This is a genomic window from Deinococcus sp. (genome assembly GCF_030523985.1).
GTDB lineage: Bacteria > Deinococcota > Deinococci > Deinococcales > Deinococcaceae > Deinococcus.
The window spans coordinates 1-14836 of sequence record NZ_JAUNHK010000067.1 but is presented as its reverse complement, the minus strand read 5'-3'; the positions used below and the strand labels follow the sequence as shown (position 1 = coordinate 14836).

Sequence of the window (14836 nt, the reverse complement as noted above, 5' to 3'; positions counted from 1 at the left end):
CACCTCATCCCCTTTCCACACCCCACCCCGATTTGTCAACCCCTAATCGCCGTTTAAGGTCAGCCAGTTTGCCCTGCCTGTCTTCGTTTTCAGCACCATGTTCAATGTCGGGCTGACCCAGAAGCTGGCCGACATTCTGGACATCTTCAAGGAGTGGCCCTTTGTTCTGCGGATGCTGCTGGCTAATTTCGTGTTGGCTCCGCTCGCCATGTTTCTGATGCTGAAGCTGGCTCCGTTCAGCGGCCCGCTAGAAACTGGCCTGCTGATTTACAGCCTCACGGCGGGCGCACCTTTCCTGATTCGCCTGACCCAACTCAGCGACCACGACGTTTCCCTCGGCGCGAGCCTGATGATGCTGTTGGTGGCGGCAACGGCGCTGACCCTGCCGCTTAGCATGGGTCTGCTGATGCCCGAGGTGCAGATAGACGGCGGCCTGATCGCTAAGGAGTTGGCTTCACAACTGCTGCTGCCTGTGGCGTTTGGGATGCTGGCGGCAAACTTCCTGCCAGCGGTTGCCAAGACGGTGCAGCCGTGGATAGCCAAGATTGGCAATTACACCCTCTACATCGTCATTTTTGCGACCATCGCGGGCTATCTGCCGCGCATAGGGGGCATTCTGGGTGAAGGGGCCTTTCTGGTGGGCATCTTGTTTCTGGTGATTTCGTTCGGGCTGGGCTACTTGCTAGGCGGTAAAAACGGGCGCGATGACTTGCAAGATGTGGGCGCACTGGCGACCGCGCAACGGGGCACCGCTGCCGCCATGATTATCGCCACCCAGAACTTTGCGGATACCCCGGAAGTCATGATTATCATCACCCTGATCAGCATGCTCGGTATCGTCGGGCTGATGGCTGCGGCCAAGAAACTCAGTAAAGACGAAGGCACGGCACCCGCAGATGGATAACGCTTTTGCCCAAACGCTTGACGGGTTTCTCGGCTACCACCTGAACGCGGGAGAAGTGCAGTGGTGGCAAATTGTACTGAGAACGGCCATCACCTTCGCCGTCACCCTGCTGTATGTCCGCATCGGCAACAAGCGGTTCATCGCTCAGAACACGGCCTTCGATTTGATTGTGGGCTTCATGCTCGGTTCTGTCATGTCCAGGGCCGTGACCGGGAGTGTCAGCCTGTCTACGGCACTGATCGGCGGTTTGTCTCTGGTCCTGCTGCACCGCCTGACTGCCGCGCTCGCCCTTCGCTCTGAGTGGTGGAGTTCCCTGGTGAAAGGCACGACCAGCCGACTGGTCAAGGACGGTCAGGTAGATGGCCGGGCCATGCGCGCTTCTCATCTGAGTGACGGCGACCTTGAAGAAGCGATGCGTACAAGTGGTGTCAGGTCGGATGTTTCTCAGCTTGAAAGTGCCGTGCTAGAGCGCGATGGCAGCATCAGCGTCCTTCCCAAGAAGAAAGAGCCGCAGATTCTGGAAGTCAAAGTAGAAGACGGCGTGCAGGTCGTGCGAATCAGATTGGAGTGACCAAAATGCCCAACCCTGCCCCCAAAAACATGCGCTGGCTGCCGGGTGGCTCCTTCACGATGGGCTGCGACGACGCCTACCCCGAGGAGCGGCCCGCCTTCCGCACCGAGGTGGGCGGGTTCTGGATGGACGTTGCGCCCGTGACCAACGCCCAGTTTGCCGAGTTCGTGCGGGCGACGGGGTATGTCACTCTGGCGGAGCAAACCCCCGACCTCACCCACTACCCTGACGCTGACCCAGCGTTGGCGGTGGCGGGTTCGCTGGTCTTCCTCCCGCCCGCTGAGCCTGTGCCGCTCACGGATTACCGCCGCTGGTGGAAGTACGTGCCGGGGGCGTGCTGGAAGCACCCCGAGGGGCCAGACACCGACCTGCGCGGGCGTGAGCAGCACCCCGTCGTGCATGTCGCCCACGCCGACGCTCTGGCCTACGCGCAGTGGGCGGGGAAAAGCCTGCCCACTGAGGCCGAATGGGAGTACGCAGCGCGGGGCGGGCTGGACGGTGCGCCGTATGCCTGGGGGTACGCCTTCACGCCACGCGGGCAGCATCTGGCGAACACCTGGCAGGGCGAATTTCCCTGGCAGAGCCTCGCGGAAGACGGGTACGTAGGTACTTCCCCCGTAGGCGCATTTCCGCCGAACAGCTACGGCCTGTACGACCTCATCGGCAACGTGTGGGAGTGGACAGCCGACGAATTCACGGCCCGCCACCAGCCCGGCAAGGGGTGCTGCACGCCCGCCCGCGCAGGCAGCGCACAGGCGCGGATGGTCGTCAAGGGCGGCTCGCACCTGTGCGCGCCCAACTACTGCCAGCGCTACCGCCCCTCGGCGCGGCAGGGCGAAACGGCGGATTCCAGCACGGGTCACATCGGCTTTCGCTGCGTCCTTCGGGGCAACGACCCCTGAATCCTGCGCCCCACCCTTCGCTTTTCGCCAGAGCTTTCCCTCACCCAAGGAGCCAACATGACCCAGACCACTCAGACCACCCCCAAAAAGCGCCCCAACATCCTGATTCTGGTGGAAGACCAGTGGCAGACCCACATGGAACTGCCCGAAGACGTGCCGCTGCCCGCGCTGCGCCGCCTGGAAGCGCAGGGCGTCAGCTTTGACCGCACCTACTGCACGGTGCCCATGTGTACCCCCAGCCGCGCCACCATGTGGACAGGCCAGCACGCCGTGAACATCGGCATGTGGGACAACACCAACTTCGCCTGGACGGCGCAGGGCCTCAGCCCAGAAGTGACCACGGTGGGCCACATGCTGCGTGATGAGGGCTATTACACCGCCCTGAAGGGCAAATGGCACGTTTCCGAGATGCCCCGCAGCGAAAACGCGCTGGAAAAGTTCGGCTTCAGCGACGTGCAGCAGTGGGGCGAGATGTACGGCGCACCCATGCAAGGCATTCAGCTCGACCACGCGGCGGCCTTTGAAGCCATTGACTGGCTGGAAAACAAGGGTTCCAAGCTGGATCAGCCCTGGATGCTGATTGTCAGTCTGGTGAACCCCCACGACGTGATGTTCATGGTGCCCGACGAGAGCATCAGCGCGAACGGCGGCTTTGCGGGCGCAGCGCAGCACCCCATTCAGGAGATGCCTTTTTTCCAGAAGCAGTGGGACATCAAGCTGCCCAAAAACTTTGCCGTCAACGACGAGCAGCAGCCGAGCGGTGTGCAGCACTACCGCGAGTACATTGACCTGAATTTCGGTCTGATTCCCGGCGAGCGCGAAGACCTGTGGCTCAAGCAGCGGAATTATCTGGTCAACTGCATGCGGCTGGTGGACATGGAATTCAACAAGATTCTGGACGCCCTCGACCGCCTGAAGCTGTGGGACGACACCATCGTGATTTACACGGGCGACCACGGCGAGATGAACGGCGCGCACGGGCTCACCCAGAAGGGCGGCATTCACTACGATGAGGCGGCGGTGGTGCCCCTGATTGCCTGCGTGCCGGGCGGCGTGCAGGGCAAGCGCACCGGCGCGGTGGCTTCGCTGGTGGACCTCGTGCCGACCATCATGGATTTCGCGGGCGTCAGCGAAGAGAAGCTGAAGGAGAAGCACCCCAAGGTGGTGGGCCGCAGCCTGCGCTCCGTCATCGAAAACCCGGAGCAGGCGGGGCCACGCGGGAGCGGTGAGCAGCCCGGCGACGGCGTGCTGGTGATGTGGGACGCGCTGCACTCCCTTGACCACGAGTGGGCAGAAAAAGCGGGCAACGACATCACCGACCTGGAAGGCGGCACCAAAACCGAGGAGGAAGTGGCGGAAACGGTGGCTGCCGCTGGCGAGAAGTACGGCGCACCGGATATGAGCATTCGCGGCTTTATGCGGTACGTGGTGGACGGTCACTACAAACTGGTGCGCTATTTCAGCCCCAACGAGTACGGCAACCCCGCCAGCGTGGAAGAACTGTTCAGGATGGGCGACATCGGGATGTATGACCTGAAAAACGACCCCGGCGAGATGGAGAACATTGCCGACCGGAACCACCCCAGGCACAATGCCGAAGCGCTGGAACGCCTGACCGCCAAGCTGCACAAGCTGGTGGCCGACGAGATTGGCGAGGATACGCGACCCTTTGACCCGGCCATGTTCGGGGAGGAGTTCGCCCAGCAGAAGTAATTTTCAGCAAGGGGAGGGGGGCCAGGATTACTCTTCCTGGTCTTCCTGCTTTTGCTTGTGCCCTGGCAAATCCCCTGGGTTTTCGCCCGCTGTTTCATCATTTACCAGCCGCATCTGCACCACGTTCCCGATGGTGGTCGTGCGGTTCGGGGCGATATTCAGCCCGGCCTCGTCGAAGGCGTGCTTGATGCGGCGGTTGAATTCGCGCCTGACCCTTCCCTGCTTGGTGGGCCGCACCGTCAGCAGCGCCCGCAGATAGATTTCGTATTCGCCCAGTTCATGCACCCCCTGCACGATGGGCTTTTCGATAAACGCCTCCTGCCACTCGGCGTCCTCGTAAAGTTGCTGGCAGGTCGCTTCAAAGACCTCCAGGGCTTTGTCCAAGTCGTCGTCATACGAAACGCGGGCCAGCGCCTCTACGCGGTTCCAGTTGCGGCCCTTGCGCTCGACGGTCACTTTCTTGATCTCGCCGTTCGGGATGATGTGAATGGCCCCGGTCTGGCGGTGACGCAAGGTGGTGACGCGCAGGTTGAGCCGCTCTACATCGCCGGTCAGTTCCTTGCCGTTGATGGTGATGCGGTCCCCCACGCCGAACTGGTCTTCCAGCAGGAAGAAAAAGCCGTTCAGCACGTCGCGCACCAAGTTCTGTGCACCGAAAGACACCGCCAGACCGAGCACGGAAACCCCCGCCAGCAGACTGGTCGGGTTGATGCCCAGCGCTTGCAACCCTGCCAGCACCGCCACGATGACCAGGATGACTTTCAGGGTACTCTCGATCACCCCGCGCAGGGTCTGAAGCCGCACGGCGTCGCGTGAACGTTCCTCGCCCGCCGCGATATGCGAGGTGAGAATCCCGACCAGCGGCCAAGCAATCGCCACCAGCGCCCCGATGACCAGGAGCTGCCCTGAACTGGCCTGAAACGCCCGCAGGATGCGGCGGCCCAGTTCGTAAAGCACGTCCAGTTGCGGCAAGTTCAGGATATTTGTGACCACCGCCACCCAGCCGACCACCACACCCAGCCGCCACACCCACTTCAGCCAGGGAGAAAGCGGCGTTACCCCGCGCTGCTGGGCCAGATTGTCTACCCAAAGCAGCAGAGCGCGGCCCATGCGGTAGATGGCATAAGCCACGGCTGCCGTGAACAGCAATTCGACCCAAACGCGAAGCCCCGTGAGGCGGGTGGTGAGCTGCTCTAGCATGTCCGCTTTCATTATGAACTCAGCCCCCAGAGTCAATCCCCGGCCATCCTCCTAGGACTTGCTGAAATGGCTGCGCTTACGATGGATGCTTCAAGCCCGGTCATCTTCTCTCAAAATTTTGACGACATCAACGGGGCTTGTGGCTGGGCTTCTCGCTGAAACTCGGCACCTGCTCGCCGTACTGCGCGTAGGCGTCGCAGCGCTCGCGCAGGATGCACTGACCGCACTTGGGCCGCGTCCAGGTGCAGACCCGCCGACCGTGGGCGAGAAGGTTGATGTGCAATTCGTACAGGTAGGGCGGGTCGGACGGCAGCAGGGCCAGCAGCGCCCGGTGCGCGGCCTGTTCGCCCATGCGCGGAATGGTGCCGACGCGGGTGTTGATGCGGTGGACATGGGTATCCACCGGAAACACCGGGCGCGAGAAATTGAACAGCAGCACCAGACTCGCCGTCTTGACCCCCACGCCCGGCAGGTCGGTGAGCCACTTCAGGGCGTCCTTTACAGGCAGTTCGCGCAGAAATTCGAGGTCGTAGCCGCCGGGCGCGTCCCGCAGGCGGCGCAGGGTTTCCTGAATGCGCGGCGCTTTGCTCTCGGGGTAGTTGCTGCGGCGAATGGCGTGGGCGACCTCGGCAGTGGGCGCGGCGATAATGGCGTCCCAGTCGCCCAGCGTGCGAAGTTCCTGGTAAGCTGCTTCCTCGTCGTCGTGGGTGGTGCGCTGCGAGAGGATGGTCGAAATCAGTTCGTGCAGCGGCTCGCGCCGGGGCCGCAGTTCCCGCCCACCGTATTCGGCCCGCAGTTGCGCCGCGACCCAGGCCAGCAGCGCGGCCCGCTCTGCGTCAGGCTGGGCGGCGTTGGGCGTCTTCAGCTCCTCATTGCCGAAGAGCGTCACGGAATGCGGCCCGTTTCAATGTGAGAAGCATGGGCTGCGGCGTCCTGACCATGCCCGAATGCAGCAAAATCCGAATGAGCGCTCATGCTTCCAGTCTGGAGCGATGACCGCCGCCCAGCTCCCGGAAAAAATAAACGGTCTTTAGGACTCCGGCGTCTCGACCAAGTCGCTCTCGTCGAGGCCCAGACCATCCTCGTCCTGAGAGGCGCTGGCCGGTTCTGGAGAGGCAGGACGGGCAAAACGCAGATAATCGAGCCAGGGCGGCGTGTGCCCGAGCTGACGCACCAGCAGTGCAATCTGGGCGGTGTGGCGCACCTCATGGGTCATCACATGCCACAGGAGCTGGTCGAGGGTCACCGTCGCGCTGTCGGGGTCGTCCTGCACCAGCTTGACGGGACGCTCCAGATCGGGCTCGCTGTCCAGAAAGCGGCGGGTGGCCTCGGTGACCTTGCGGCTGTAGGTCAGAACCCAGCTCAGGTCGTAGCGCTCGGCCTGGGGCCTGACCCAGTCGTGTTCGTAGCCACTGCCCTGAATCGCGTCCCCGCGCACGATGTCGTGTATCCAGTGGTCTTCCACGTCTGCGATGTGCAGCATCAAATCCTTGATGTTATGGAAGCGTTCGCCGCTCTCCATCATGTCGCGGTTCAGGTCTTCCTCTGGCAGGGCGCGCAGGAACTGCCAGAGCTGTTCGCGCGCAGCGGAGAGGTAACGGTAGTACTCGCGGACATTCATGACTGCCGTTCAGCATACTGTGCTGTCCCCGCCCTATCGCTAGGGGACGTCGCCAAAAACTTTAGAGAAAGTTCCTCAATGAGAGGCTCTAGCAGGCCGCGCACGTCCTCTATGCGCTCGACCTGCCGCAGCGCCGGGTGCAGCTCGGGAAAGTCGGGCAGGTATTTGGGCAGCACCTTGCGAAGGGGCCGCATACTCGCCACATGCAGGCGGGTGGGGTCGCGGCGGTGCGGCGTGGTGTAGAAGGTGTGCTGCAACTCGGCGTGGCGCAGGGCGATGCGGGCACGGCGCTCAGCGTCCGGCAGGGCGTTTTCCCCAGTGGCGTCTTCCCCGGTAGCAAGGGCACGGAACAGCCAGGGCTGCCCCACGGCTCCCCGCCCGACCATGACCGCTGCCGTACCCGACTGCCGCTGCCGCTGCCTGCCCTGCTCTGCACTCAGGATGTCGCCACTGCCGACGACAGGCACCCGCACGGCCTGGGCCACCCGCGCAATCGCGTCCCAGTCGGCCTCGCCCGTATAGCGCTGGGCACTCGTGCGGCCATGCACCGTAATCAGACTGACGCCAGCTGCTTCCAGCCCCTGCGCGATTTCCACACTGCGGTTGTCGTCCCAGCCGAGGCGAATCTTGGCGCTCACGTCCAGCTTGGTCGCCTGCCGCATGGCCCCTATCAGGTTGAAGGCCACCTCGGGCGTCTGCAGGAGGCAAGCGCCGCCCTTGCCGCGCACCTTGGGCACCGGGCAACCCATGTTGAGGTCGATGGCGGCGGGAGCGAACCACGCCTCGGTCTTGCCCACCGCGTCGGCCAGCACGTCGGGGTCGGCCCCGAACAGTTGCACCACGCGGCCCTGCTCGCCGGGGTAGGGGCGGCCCAGGTTCAGGTCTTCCTGTTCGCTGCCCAGCACCAGCCCCCGCGCACTGATCATCTCGCTGACCGTCCACAGCGCTCCTTCCTCGGCGGCGAGCTGGCGCATGGGGGCGTCGCTGTAGCCTGCCATCGGGGCCAGCACGGCACCGGGGCGGCTCAGACGCTGGGCATAAAAGCCGCTGGGCGGGGCAGCAGAGGGGTCCATAACCGCTTAGTCTAAGCCCTGAATACTCGGCGGCGGGTGAAGAGAAACTGAAAGTGGCGGGGCACCTAACGGCAAACAAGCCCTGGCGAGATTGAGCTATATTCGGATTGCTCAGAACCTTTTCCGTTATTTACGAACTCGGCAGGCGAGCCGCCGGGGAGAGCTGAGCCTGGCATGACCTGTCAGCCTTTTTTCGTCCGTTCCTTTTCGGAGGCTTTGCGCTTTGAATCCCACCATCCGCTTTACACCCGTCGCCCCCCACCAAGCGCCCGAACTGCACCAGCTCTATCTGGATACGCCCGGTTATTTCGACCTGCTGGGCGGCAGCATTCCCAATCTGGGCGAGGTGCAGCGCGACCTGATGACGGTGGTGAGCGACCCCCACCGCCATCTGGAACTGCTGCACGACGCGCGGGGCGAACTGGTCGGCAGCGTGGACTACAAGACCGACTACCCCGAACCGGGCGACCTGACCATCAACCTGCTGCTTATCCGCGAGGACTGCCAGAGCCGGGGCCTGGGCCAGAGCGTCGTGGAGGCGCTCGAGCAGCGTTTCGCCCCCCAGACCCGCCGCATTCTGGCCAGCGTGCTGGGCGACAACAAACGCGGCGCACGCTTCTGGGAGCGCCAGGGCTACCGCTTTACGCTGGACGCCCGCCCGGTGATGACCTGGTACGCCAAGGAACTCGGCCCGTCGCCCACCGATGCCCGGACGCTGCTGAGCCACCCGGCCTGACCACCCGCCGTCCTTGTCTTATACGGATTTCAGCCCCCAGCGTGGGGGATTGAATCGGAATCGGTATTAGACTCCGGGCATGATTGTCAAGTACGGCGGCAATGCCATGAAAAGCCTCGACCTGCGCCGCGCCGTCGCCCGTGAAATCGCGGAGCTGCGGGGGGAGCAGGCCGTGGTGGTCGTACATGGGGGCGGCCCGGTCATCGAGCGCGAACTGGCGGCCCGCCAGATAGCCAGCGAGTTTGTCGGCGGCCTGCGCGTGACCTCGCCCGAGGCGATGGACGTGGTCGAAATGGCGCTGTGCCAGCTGAACAAGCAGCTTTCGCAGGACATCGGGCAGGCGGTGGGACTGATGGGCCGCGACAGCGACCTGCTGCGGGCCGAGGTGCTCGACCCCGCGCTGGGACGGGTGGGCCGCGTGACGGAGGTCAATGCCGCCCTGCTCCGCACCCTGGTCGGCGCGGGCCTGACCCCGGTGGTCGGCTGCGTGGCGGTCGGCCCCGACGGAGACGCCCTGAACGTGAACGCCGACACCGCCGCCGGAGCTGTGGCCGGGGCGCTGGGAGAGGGCATCGTGTTTCTGACCGACGTGGACGGGGTCTACCGCGCCTACCCCGACCCCGAGAGCCGCGCCGCCCGGCTGACCCGCGCCGAAGTCGAAGAAGGCATAGGCGCGGGCTGGATTGCCGGAGGCATGATTCCCAAGGTACGGGCCGCACTTGACGCCCTGGAGCGGGGTGCCCCCTTCGCCACCATCGCCAGCGGCATGACCGCCGGGGTGCTGGCGAAGGCGGCACGCGGCGAAGCCGGAACCCGCATCGTGCCCTAACAACGGTTCTCTGGAAACACCGTGACCGAACTGGGCTTTTTCAGCGCACCCGGCTGAAAATCAGCGTGTCGCGCAGTTCGCCGGGGGCGTCGGGGGCCACGCTGTCATTGACCAGATGGGCGTCGAGGTCATACCCCAGCCGCCGGGGAATACGGGCGCTGCGTTCGTTGCGCGGGTCGCAGCGGATTTCCAGACGGCGCAGGCCCAACCCATCCAGCCCGAATTCGGTCAAGCTCTGGGCGACTTCCAGCGCGTAGCCCTGCCCGGTGTGCGGGGTCGCTATCCAGTAGCCGATTTCCGCCCTGGGCACCCGCCAGTCGAGCGCGTGATAGCCGCTGCTGCCCAAAAACGTCTGCCCGTCGGCGCTCCAGACGTGCAGCCGCAGTTCCTCCCGGCAGTCGAACTTCTCGGCGGCGACCTGAAGCCTCTCCCGCGTCTGCTCCAGCGTGCCGATGTCCTGTGCCCAGAACATCCAGCGGCGCAGTTCCGGCAACGACGCCTCCAGCGCCGCCCGCAGCGCTTCGGCGTCGGCGGGGTCGGGGCGGCGCAGCAGCAGGCGCGGGGTTCGCAGCTCGTCGGGAATGACAGGAAGCCGGGTCAGCCGCGCACCACTTCCAGAATCTTCTCGCCGTACTTCTGCAGGCGGGCTGGCCCCATGCCGCGCACGGCGGCGAGGTCGTCCAGGGTGTAGGGCACGCGGCGGGCGATTTCGGCCAGGGCTGCGTTGCTCGCCACGATGAAACGGCTGATTTCCTGCCGCTTGGCCTCGGCGTTGCGCCACTCGCGCAGTCGGGCGTAGATGGCGGCCTGCTCCTCGGTCAGGTCGGCGGCGGGGCCGTCAGCGTCGGCGGCGGGCGCAGCGGGCAGGTCAGGCGTCAGGGGAATGGGGGCCGCTTCGGGTTCCGGCTCGGCGGGGGCTTCCTGCTGTTCGGGTTCGGCGGAGGAAACTTCGGTGGCCTCGGCTTCGGGCGTGGGCAGGTCGTCGGCCTGTTCCTCCTCGGTCTGTTCCGCTTCGGCGGGTTCCGGCTCGGCCAGTGGAGGCAGTTCGGAGAGCGCCGCCGCGTCGGGGCCGCTGCTGATGGTGTGGGTCAGCGGCACGGGCGGCTGCTGAATGTCGCTGAACACGATTTCGGGTTCCCAGGGCTGCTCCTCGGCGGCCACTTCGGGCGCGGCGGGCAGGTCGGGAGCCTCGAAGGTAAAGCGGCTGATGCTTTCCGGCTCAGGCGCGGCTACACGGTTGGTTTCGGGGCGGCTGGTTTCGGGGCGGTTGAATTCCGAACGTGTCGGGCGGTCACGGCGCTCGGCAGCCCGTTCGGGGCGGTCAGGCTGGAAGCGGTCGGCTTGCGGTCGGTCGGTCGGGGGCCGGAAACGGTCACGGCGGCCTGCCCCGTCACGGTTCCAGTCGGGGCGGCGTTCGGGCCGGAAACGGTCTTCACGCGGGCGACGTTCGGGCCGTTCACGCTCGAACCGTTCGCGCTGGGGTTCGGCTTCCTCGGCGGCGACTTCACGTGGGTTTTCGCCGCGCAGCAGGGCCAGCACGCTGTCGGTGTCTTCCAGGCCGGGGGTCAGCAGCAGGCCGTCGGGCACATGCCGCGCCGCCGCCAGAATGCCGCCGAGCGGGGCCAGGGTATCGGCAGCGGCGTCGGGCGCCAGCAGCAGTGCCGTAGGGCCAGCCTGCCGCACCGACGTGCCCAGGCGTTCGGTCAGGTGCGCCACCGTGCGCCCAAAGCGGGCCAGACGCAGCGGCAGGGTCGCCACGTCGCGCAGCGCCAGCGCCACCGCCAGGTCGGAAGGAGCCGGAGCCGCCGGGTCGGGGGCCTGACCCTGCCCGAACAGCGCCGCCAGCGGAGCCTCGGCGTATCCGGTCAGGGTCACGGCGTTGCGGTAGACCACGTAGTCGGCTCCCTGGGCAGGCCAGCCGCCGCCGGGGGCCAGCGTGCCGTCCACAATCACCTTGACCCCGGCGCGGCGGGCACGCTCGAAGGCGGCGCGGTCAGGTTCCAGCAGCCACACGGCCCGCGCTCCGCCCAGGTCGCCGTGCAGGTCGGCCACCGCCAGTCCCGCTTCGGCCAGGGGCGTGCGGTTGACGTCCAGGCGACCATCGACCCGCAGGGTTCCCGGCCCCAGCAGGGCAGCCAGTTGCCGGGCCAGCGCCGCTTCGCCAGAGAGCAGCAGGCCCCAATCCGCTTCTTCCAGCGCGGCGAGGGCCTCGCCCAGACGGGCCTGGGGGTCGCCGCGCTCGGCGTGCAGCCGAACCAATCGGGCGTCGGGACGCAGAACATGCTCTTTGGTCATGACCCTATTGTGACGCAGCCGTGCAGCAAATGCGTGGAGGGCAGAGCGTTTGGGGGAAAGGGGTGGTGCAGCTTTCGTGCGGGAACTCGTCCCCCACCCGCCGCGTACTCGGTGACATGAACAAGCTGCTCCTGACTGCTGCCCTCTTCACGCTTCCCCTGGCTGCGGCCCAGACGACGGCCCCTGTTTCTGCAGCGGCTCCGGCCAAGCCTGCCGCTCCGGCCCGCCTGCTGCTGACCGCTCCCGTCGGCACCGCTGCCGAGTACGTCATGACCACCCGCGTCAGCATGAAGATGTCCACGCCCACCGTCGAGGCGCTGCCGGGCCAGAAGGTCAGTCAGGCCGAACTCGACCAGATTCGTCAGGCGATGCAGGCGGGCGGCACCCAGGCCATCCCGGTGCAGACCGTGACCAGCAAAGTCTTTTACCGGGTCATGGCGCGGGACGCCGCAGGCAAGACCACACTGCTCAACGCCGTCGTTTTGCCCGCTATGGACGGCAAAAAGGCCAACACCATCCGCACCACCCAGACCATAGACGCCAACGGCAAAACCGAGCTGCTGAAGGTCGAAAGCGACGACCCGCAGACCCAGGCGGCGCTGGCTGCCGTGAAAGGCGAAATGCTCAAGCTGGTGCAGCAGCAAAACGACCAGCAGCCCTCGGTGCAGTACGGTGCGCCGCTGGTGGTCGGCAAGACCGATACCCGCACGGTCAGCATGAACATGCAAAATCTGCTGGGCGGCCTGCTGGGGGCCATGGGCAGCGGCCCCGGCGGTGATCAACTCATTCAGAAGGTGCAGAGTTCGCCCCTGGCCGCCACCATCGCGACCACCTACAACGGCCTGAATCCCCAGGGGCTGCACAGCTTTACCACCACCATGAGCTATCAGCCCTGGCAGGTGCGGATCGAAGGCAAGGGCGACATGCCCACCATGCAAATCGAAGTGCTGAGCGGCAAGACCAGCGGCACGCAGCTTTACCGCCCCGATGGGCTGCCGAACAGCAGCGACATGAACATCGACATGAACATGACCATGACCACCGAAATGCAGGGCATGCGCGTGCGTCTGGGCATGGACATGACGCAGCAGATTCAGATGGTGCTGAAGCAGTCGCAAGTGGTGAAGTAAGGCAAGACCAGCCACCGAATGTGAAAACGCCAAAATGCCCTTCGCTGGGGGCAAATTGGCGTTTCTACGTTTGGGGAATGCCTTATACGGTTTCCGCTTAATTCCTGCACAGTCGGAAAGGCACCGCCTGTGCATCCATAACGCGAAACCCGTATCTTTTCCTACTCGCATCCGCTCGGATTGAATCTGAACCTAACAGATTCAATCGGAATCCGTATTACTTCCCGAAGCGCCTGTCCCGACCCTGAAAATCCCGCAGCGCCCGCAGGAAATCCACCCGCCGGAAGCCGGGCCAGTACACGTCGCAGAAGTAATACTCGCTGTAGACGCTTTGCCACAGCATGAAGCCCGACAGCCGGATTTCGCCGCTGGTGCGGATGATGAAGTCGGGGTCGGGCTGGTCGGCGGCGTACAGGTGCGCCCCGATGTCCTCGGGCGTGATGGCCTGGGCGACTTCGCTCAGGGTCTTGCCCGCCGCCGCTTGCCCGCGCAGGTAGCTCTGCACGGCGTCGGTGATTTCTTCGCGCCCGCCATAGCCCACGGCAATGTTGAGGCGCATACCGTCGTACTGGGCGGTGCTTTCTTCCAAGTTTTTCAGCGCGGCGAGCACGTTGGGCGGGAAGTTGTCGTGCTGCCCGATGGCGCGGACGCGCACGCGGTTGCCGTGGATGCGCGGATCCACCGCCAGTTTCCGCGCCTCACGCTCCAGCAGTCCCAGGATGTGGGCGAGTTCCTGGGGGTCGCGCCCGCCGTTGTCGGTGCTCAGCACCCAGATGGTCGCCGAAGGAATCCCGAGTTCCAGGCACCACTGCAACACCTCGTGCGCCTTGTCTGCGCCGAAAGAGTGGCCCATTTCGCGCTGCATTCCGACGGCTTTGGCAAAGCGGCGGTTGCCGTCCAGAATCAGGCCCAGGTGACGGGGCATTTTGCCGTGTTCCTTCACTTCACGGGCCAGCTTCTGCTCGTAGCTCCACAGCAGGGCCCCCCGTGTCGCTGTGCGGAGCTGCTGAGCGGTACGGAGGGCGGATTTCAGGGAAGCCATATCTGCAACGAGTGTAGCGCGGGGTCGGGCGAGCGGGCATCCGGCAAAAGATGGAGGACTAGCGGTACCTGAGCGCCTCCATCAGTTCGTCCACCATCTCTACCGTGTCGCCGCGCTCGGCAGCGGTGGCGACATGCGCTTCCAGATGCCCGCGCAGCACCACGTCGGACGCGCCGGAGAGTGCGCCCTGCACGGCCCGAATCTGGCGCAGCACGTCCACGCAGTACACGTCCTCGGCGTCCAGCATTTTGACGATGCTCTCCAGGTGCCCCCGCGCAATGCTGAGGCGGTGGCGGGCGCGTTTGCGGGCCTCCTCGGGCATACAGAGGTGGTCGGATTGGGTGGGGCAGTGGTCAGGATGGAGTCCGGATTTGGTCATTTCAGTGTCTTCAGGAGGGCGCGGGCGTGAATGTTTTCGGCGTCCAGCTTGGGCAAAAGCCCAGCGGCGAACGCTTTGACTTCGAGGTTTTTGCTGCCATAGAAGGCAGAATTGGCTATTCGCTGCCCCACTTCCAGATAGGCGGGCAGAGTCGCCAGAAAGATGCGGTCAAACTTGGCCCCCTGCGCGGCGCTGAGTTGCCCGTAGGCCGTCAGCGGGCGCGGAGGATGAGTCGGCATAGGTTCGCGCCCACCCGCCCAGACCACCGAAGAAAGGGCCGTCCCAGTCAATAACAAAGGCAATGTCATCCGTTTCATCTTTCCCTCGCAAAAAGCAAAGGAGGCCAAACACCGACCCCCTTGAACCCTGAGACTTTTAGACCCTCGGCCCCGCTTACTTGACGGTCTTGAGCAGCGCTTTGTAGGTGTTAATTTCAGCCGT

The 14836-nt window shown here is 64.9% G+C and carries 16 protein-coding genes; 7 read left to right on the top strand and 9 right to left on the bottom strand.

The window, feature by feature from the left end:
* Positions 1–73 precede the first annotated feature (73 nt).
* The 4 genes from Q4C89_RS10315 to Q4C89_RS10300 are packed head-to-tail and all read left to right on the top strand — an operon-like array spanning position 74 to position 4090.
* Complete coding sequence (locus tag Q4C89_RS10315) at positions 74–904, top strand: bile acid:sodium symporter family protein (RefSeq protein WP_303102528.1); 831 nt, start codon at positions 74–76, stop codon at positions 902–904.
* Complete coding sequence (locus Q4C89_RS10310) at positions 897–1475, top strand: DUF421 domain-containing protein (RefSeq protein ID WP_303102526.1); 579 nt, start codon at positions 897–899, stop codon at positions 1473–1475. Before Q4C89_RS10315 ends, Q4C89_RS10310 begins: the two co-directional genes overlap by 8 nt.
* Before the next feature lie 5 nt (positions 1476–1480).
* Positions 1481–2377 carry a formylglycine-generating enzyme family protein gene (locus Q4C89_RS10305; protein WP_303102525.1) on the top strand — a complete coding sequence of 299 codons (897 nt, stop codon included), beginning with the start codon at positions 1481–1483 and terminating at the stop codon, positions 2375–2377.
* 57 nt (positions 2378–2434) lie between these two features.
* On the top strand, positions 2435–4090 hold the full coding sequence (locus Q4C89_RS10300; RefSeq protein WP_303102524.1) for a sulfatase-like hydrolase/transferase: 1656 nt from the start codon (positions 2435–2437) through the stop codon (positions 4088–4090).
* A 27-nt stretch (positions 4091–4117) separates the two neighbouring features.
* Here Q4C89_RS10300 and Q4C89_RS10295 read toward each other — a convergent pair whose 3' ends face one another.
* The 4 genes from Q4C89_RS10295 to Q4C89_RS10280 all read right to left on the bottom strand — a co-directional run bounded on the left by Q4C89_RS10295 (position 4118) and on the right by Q4C89_RS10280 (position 7984).
* Complete coding sequence (locus Q4C89_RS10295) at positions 4118–5302, bottom strand: mechanosensitive ion channel family protein (protein ID WP_303102523.1); 1185 nt, start codon at positions 5300–5302, stop codon at positions 4118–4120.
* A 115-nt stretch (positions 5303–5417) separates the two neighbouring features.
* Positions 5418–6179: an endonuclease III gene (gene nth, locus Q4C89_RS10290; RefSeq protein ID WP_303102522.1), complete on the bottom strand. Its 762-nt coding sequence runs from the start codon at positions 6177–6179 to the stop codon at positions 5418–5420.
* 141 nt (positions 6180–6320) lie between these two features.
* A complete protein-coding gene (locus Q4C89_RS10285) occupies positions 6321–6911 on the bottom strand; it encodes a DinB family protein (protein WP_303102521.1) in 591 nt (196 codons plus the stop codon).
* A complete protein-coding gene (locus tag Q4C89_RS10280; protein ID WP_303102520.1) occupies positions 6908–7984 on the bottom strand; it encodes a tRNA-dihydrouridine synthase in 1077 nt (358 codons plus the stop codon). Before Q4C89_RS10280 ends, Q4C89_RS10285 begins: the two co-directional genes overlap by 4 nt.
* A 223-nt stretch (positions 7985–8207) precedes the next feature.
* Here Q4C89_RS10280 and Q4C89_RS10275 point away from each other — a divergent pair, with 223 nt between their 5' ends.
* Together Q4C89_RS10275 and argB are read left to right on the top strand one after the other, a co-directional pair.
* Positions 8208–8720, top strand: coding sequence for a GNAT family N-acetyltransferase (locus tag Q4C89_RS10275; protein WP_303102519.1), 513 nt, complete (start codon positions 8208–8210; stop codon positions 8718–8720).
* Between the two features lie 79 nt (positions 8721–8799).
* Positions 8800–9549, top strand: coding sequence for an acetylglutamate kinase (argB, locus tag Q4C89_RS10270; RefSeq protein ID WP_303102518.1), 750 nt, complete (start codon positions 8800–8802; stop codon positions 9547–9549).
* 40 nt (positions 9550–9589) lie between these two features.
* Here argB and Q4C89_RS10265 read toward each other — a convergent pair whose 3' ends face one another.
* Positions 9590–10099 (bottom strand): GNAT family N-acetyltransferase, encoded by a 510-nt coding sequence (locus Q4C89_RS10265; protein WP_368493233.1) that lies wholly within the window; start codon positions 10097–10099, stop codon positions 9590–9592.
* Between the two features lie 47 nt (positions 10100–10146).
* Positions 10147–11844, bottom strand: a complete 1698-nt coding sequence (locus Q4C89_RS10260; protein ID WP_303102517.1) for an HRDC domain-containing protein — start codon at positions 11842–11844, stop codon at positions 10147–10149.
* Between the two features lie 116 nt (positions 11845–11960).
* On the opposite strand from Q4C89_RS10260, the gene Q4C89_RS10255 reads away from it, so the two are divergent.
* The gene (locus Q4C89_RS10255; RefSeq protein ID WP_303102516.1) at positions 11961–12974 is read left to right on the top strand and encodes a hypothetical protein; all 1014 of its coding nucleotides are present in this window, start codon (positions 11961–11963) and stop codon (positions 12972–12974) included.
* A gap of 217 nt (positions 12975–13191) precedes the next feature.
* Here the strand turns inward: Q4C89_RS10255 and Q4C89_RS10250 are convergent, their stop codons facing one another.
* Genes Q4C89_RS10250 through Q4C89_RS10240 form a run of 3 tightly spaced genes read right to left on the bottom strand, consistent with a single transcriptional unit; the run spans position 13192 to position 14634 of the window.
* Complete coding sequence (locus Q4C89_RS10250; protein ID WP_303102515.1) at positions 13192–14016, bottom strand: isoprenyl transferase; 825 nt, start codon at positions 14014–14016, stop codon at positions 13192–13194.
* A gap of 58 nt (positions 14017–14074) precedes the next feature.
* Positions 14075–14395, bottom strand: coding sequence for a metal-sensitive transcriptional regulator (locus tag Q4C89_RS10245; RefSeq protein WP_303102514.1), 321 nt, complete (start codon positions 14393–14395; stop codon positions 14075–14077).
* Positions 14392–14634 carry a hypothetical protein gene (locus Q4C89_RS10240; protein ID WP_303102513.1) on the bottom strand — a complete coding sequence of 81 codons (243 nt, stop codon included), beginning with the start codon at positions 14632–14634 and terminating at the stop codon, positions 14392–14394. Before Q4C89_RS10240 ends, Q4C89_RS10245 begins: the two co-directional genes overlap by 4 nt.
* Between the last annotated feature and the right edge of the window lie 202 nt (positions 14635–14836).

Bases quoted from the DNA above. Each gene is read 5' to 3' on its own strand.
- Q4C89_RS10285 (WP_303102521.1), bottom strand. From the start codon at position 6,911: ATGAATGTCCGCGAGTACTACCGTTACCTCTCCGCTGCGCGCGAACAG.
- Q4C89_RS10240 (WP_303102513.1), bottom strand. From the start codon at position 14,634: ATGCCGACTCATCCTCCGCGCCCGCTGACGGCCTACGGGCAACTCAGC.
- Q4C89_RS10260 (WP_303102517.1), bottom strand. From the start codon at position 11,844: ATGACCAAAGAGCATGTTCTGCGTCCCGACGCCCGATTGGTTCGGCTG.
- Q4C89_RS10280 (WP_303102520.1), bottom strand. From the start codon at position 7,984: ATGGACCCCTCTGCTGCCCCGCCCAGCGGCTTTTATGCCCAGCGTCTG.
- Q4C89_RS10295 (WP_303102523.1), bottom strand. From the start codon at position 5,302: ATGAAAGCGGACATGCTAGAGCAGCTCACCACCCGCCTCACGGGGCTT.
- Q4C89_RS10310 (WP_303102526.1), top strand. From the start codon at position 897: ATGGATAACGCTTTTGCCCAAACGCTTGACGGGTTTCTCGGCTACCAC.
- argB (WP_303102518.1), top strand. From the start codon at position 8,800: ATGATTGTCAAGTACGGCGGCAATGCCATGAAAAGCCTCGACCTGCGC.
- Q4C89_RS10250 (WP_303102515.1), bottom strand. From the start codon at position 14,016: ATGGCTTCCCTGAAATCCGCCCTCCGTACCGCTCAGCAGCTCCGCACA.
- Q4C89_RS10300 (WP_303102524.1), top strand. From the start codon at position 2,435: ATGACCCAGACCACTCAGACCACCCCCAAAAAGCGCCCCAACATCCTG.
- Q4C89_RS10255 (WP_303102516.1), top strand. From the start codon at position 11,961: ATGAACAAGCTGCTCCTGACTGCTGCCCTCTTCACGCTTCCCCTGGCT.
- Q4C89_RS10305 (WP_303102525.1), top strand. From the start codon at position 1,481: ATGCCCAACCCTGCCCCCAAAAACATGCGCTGGCTGCCGGGTGGCTCC.
- Q4C89_RS10245 (WP_303102514.1), bottom strand. From the start codon at position 14,395: ATGACCAAATCCGGACTCCATCCTGACCACTGCCCCACCCAATCCGAC.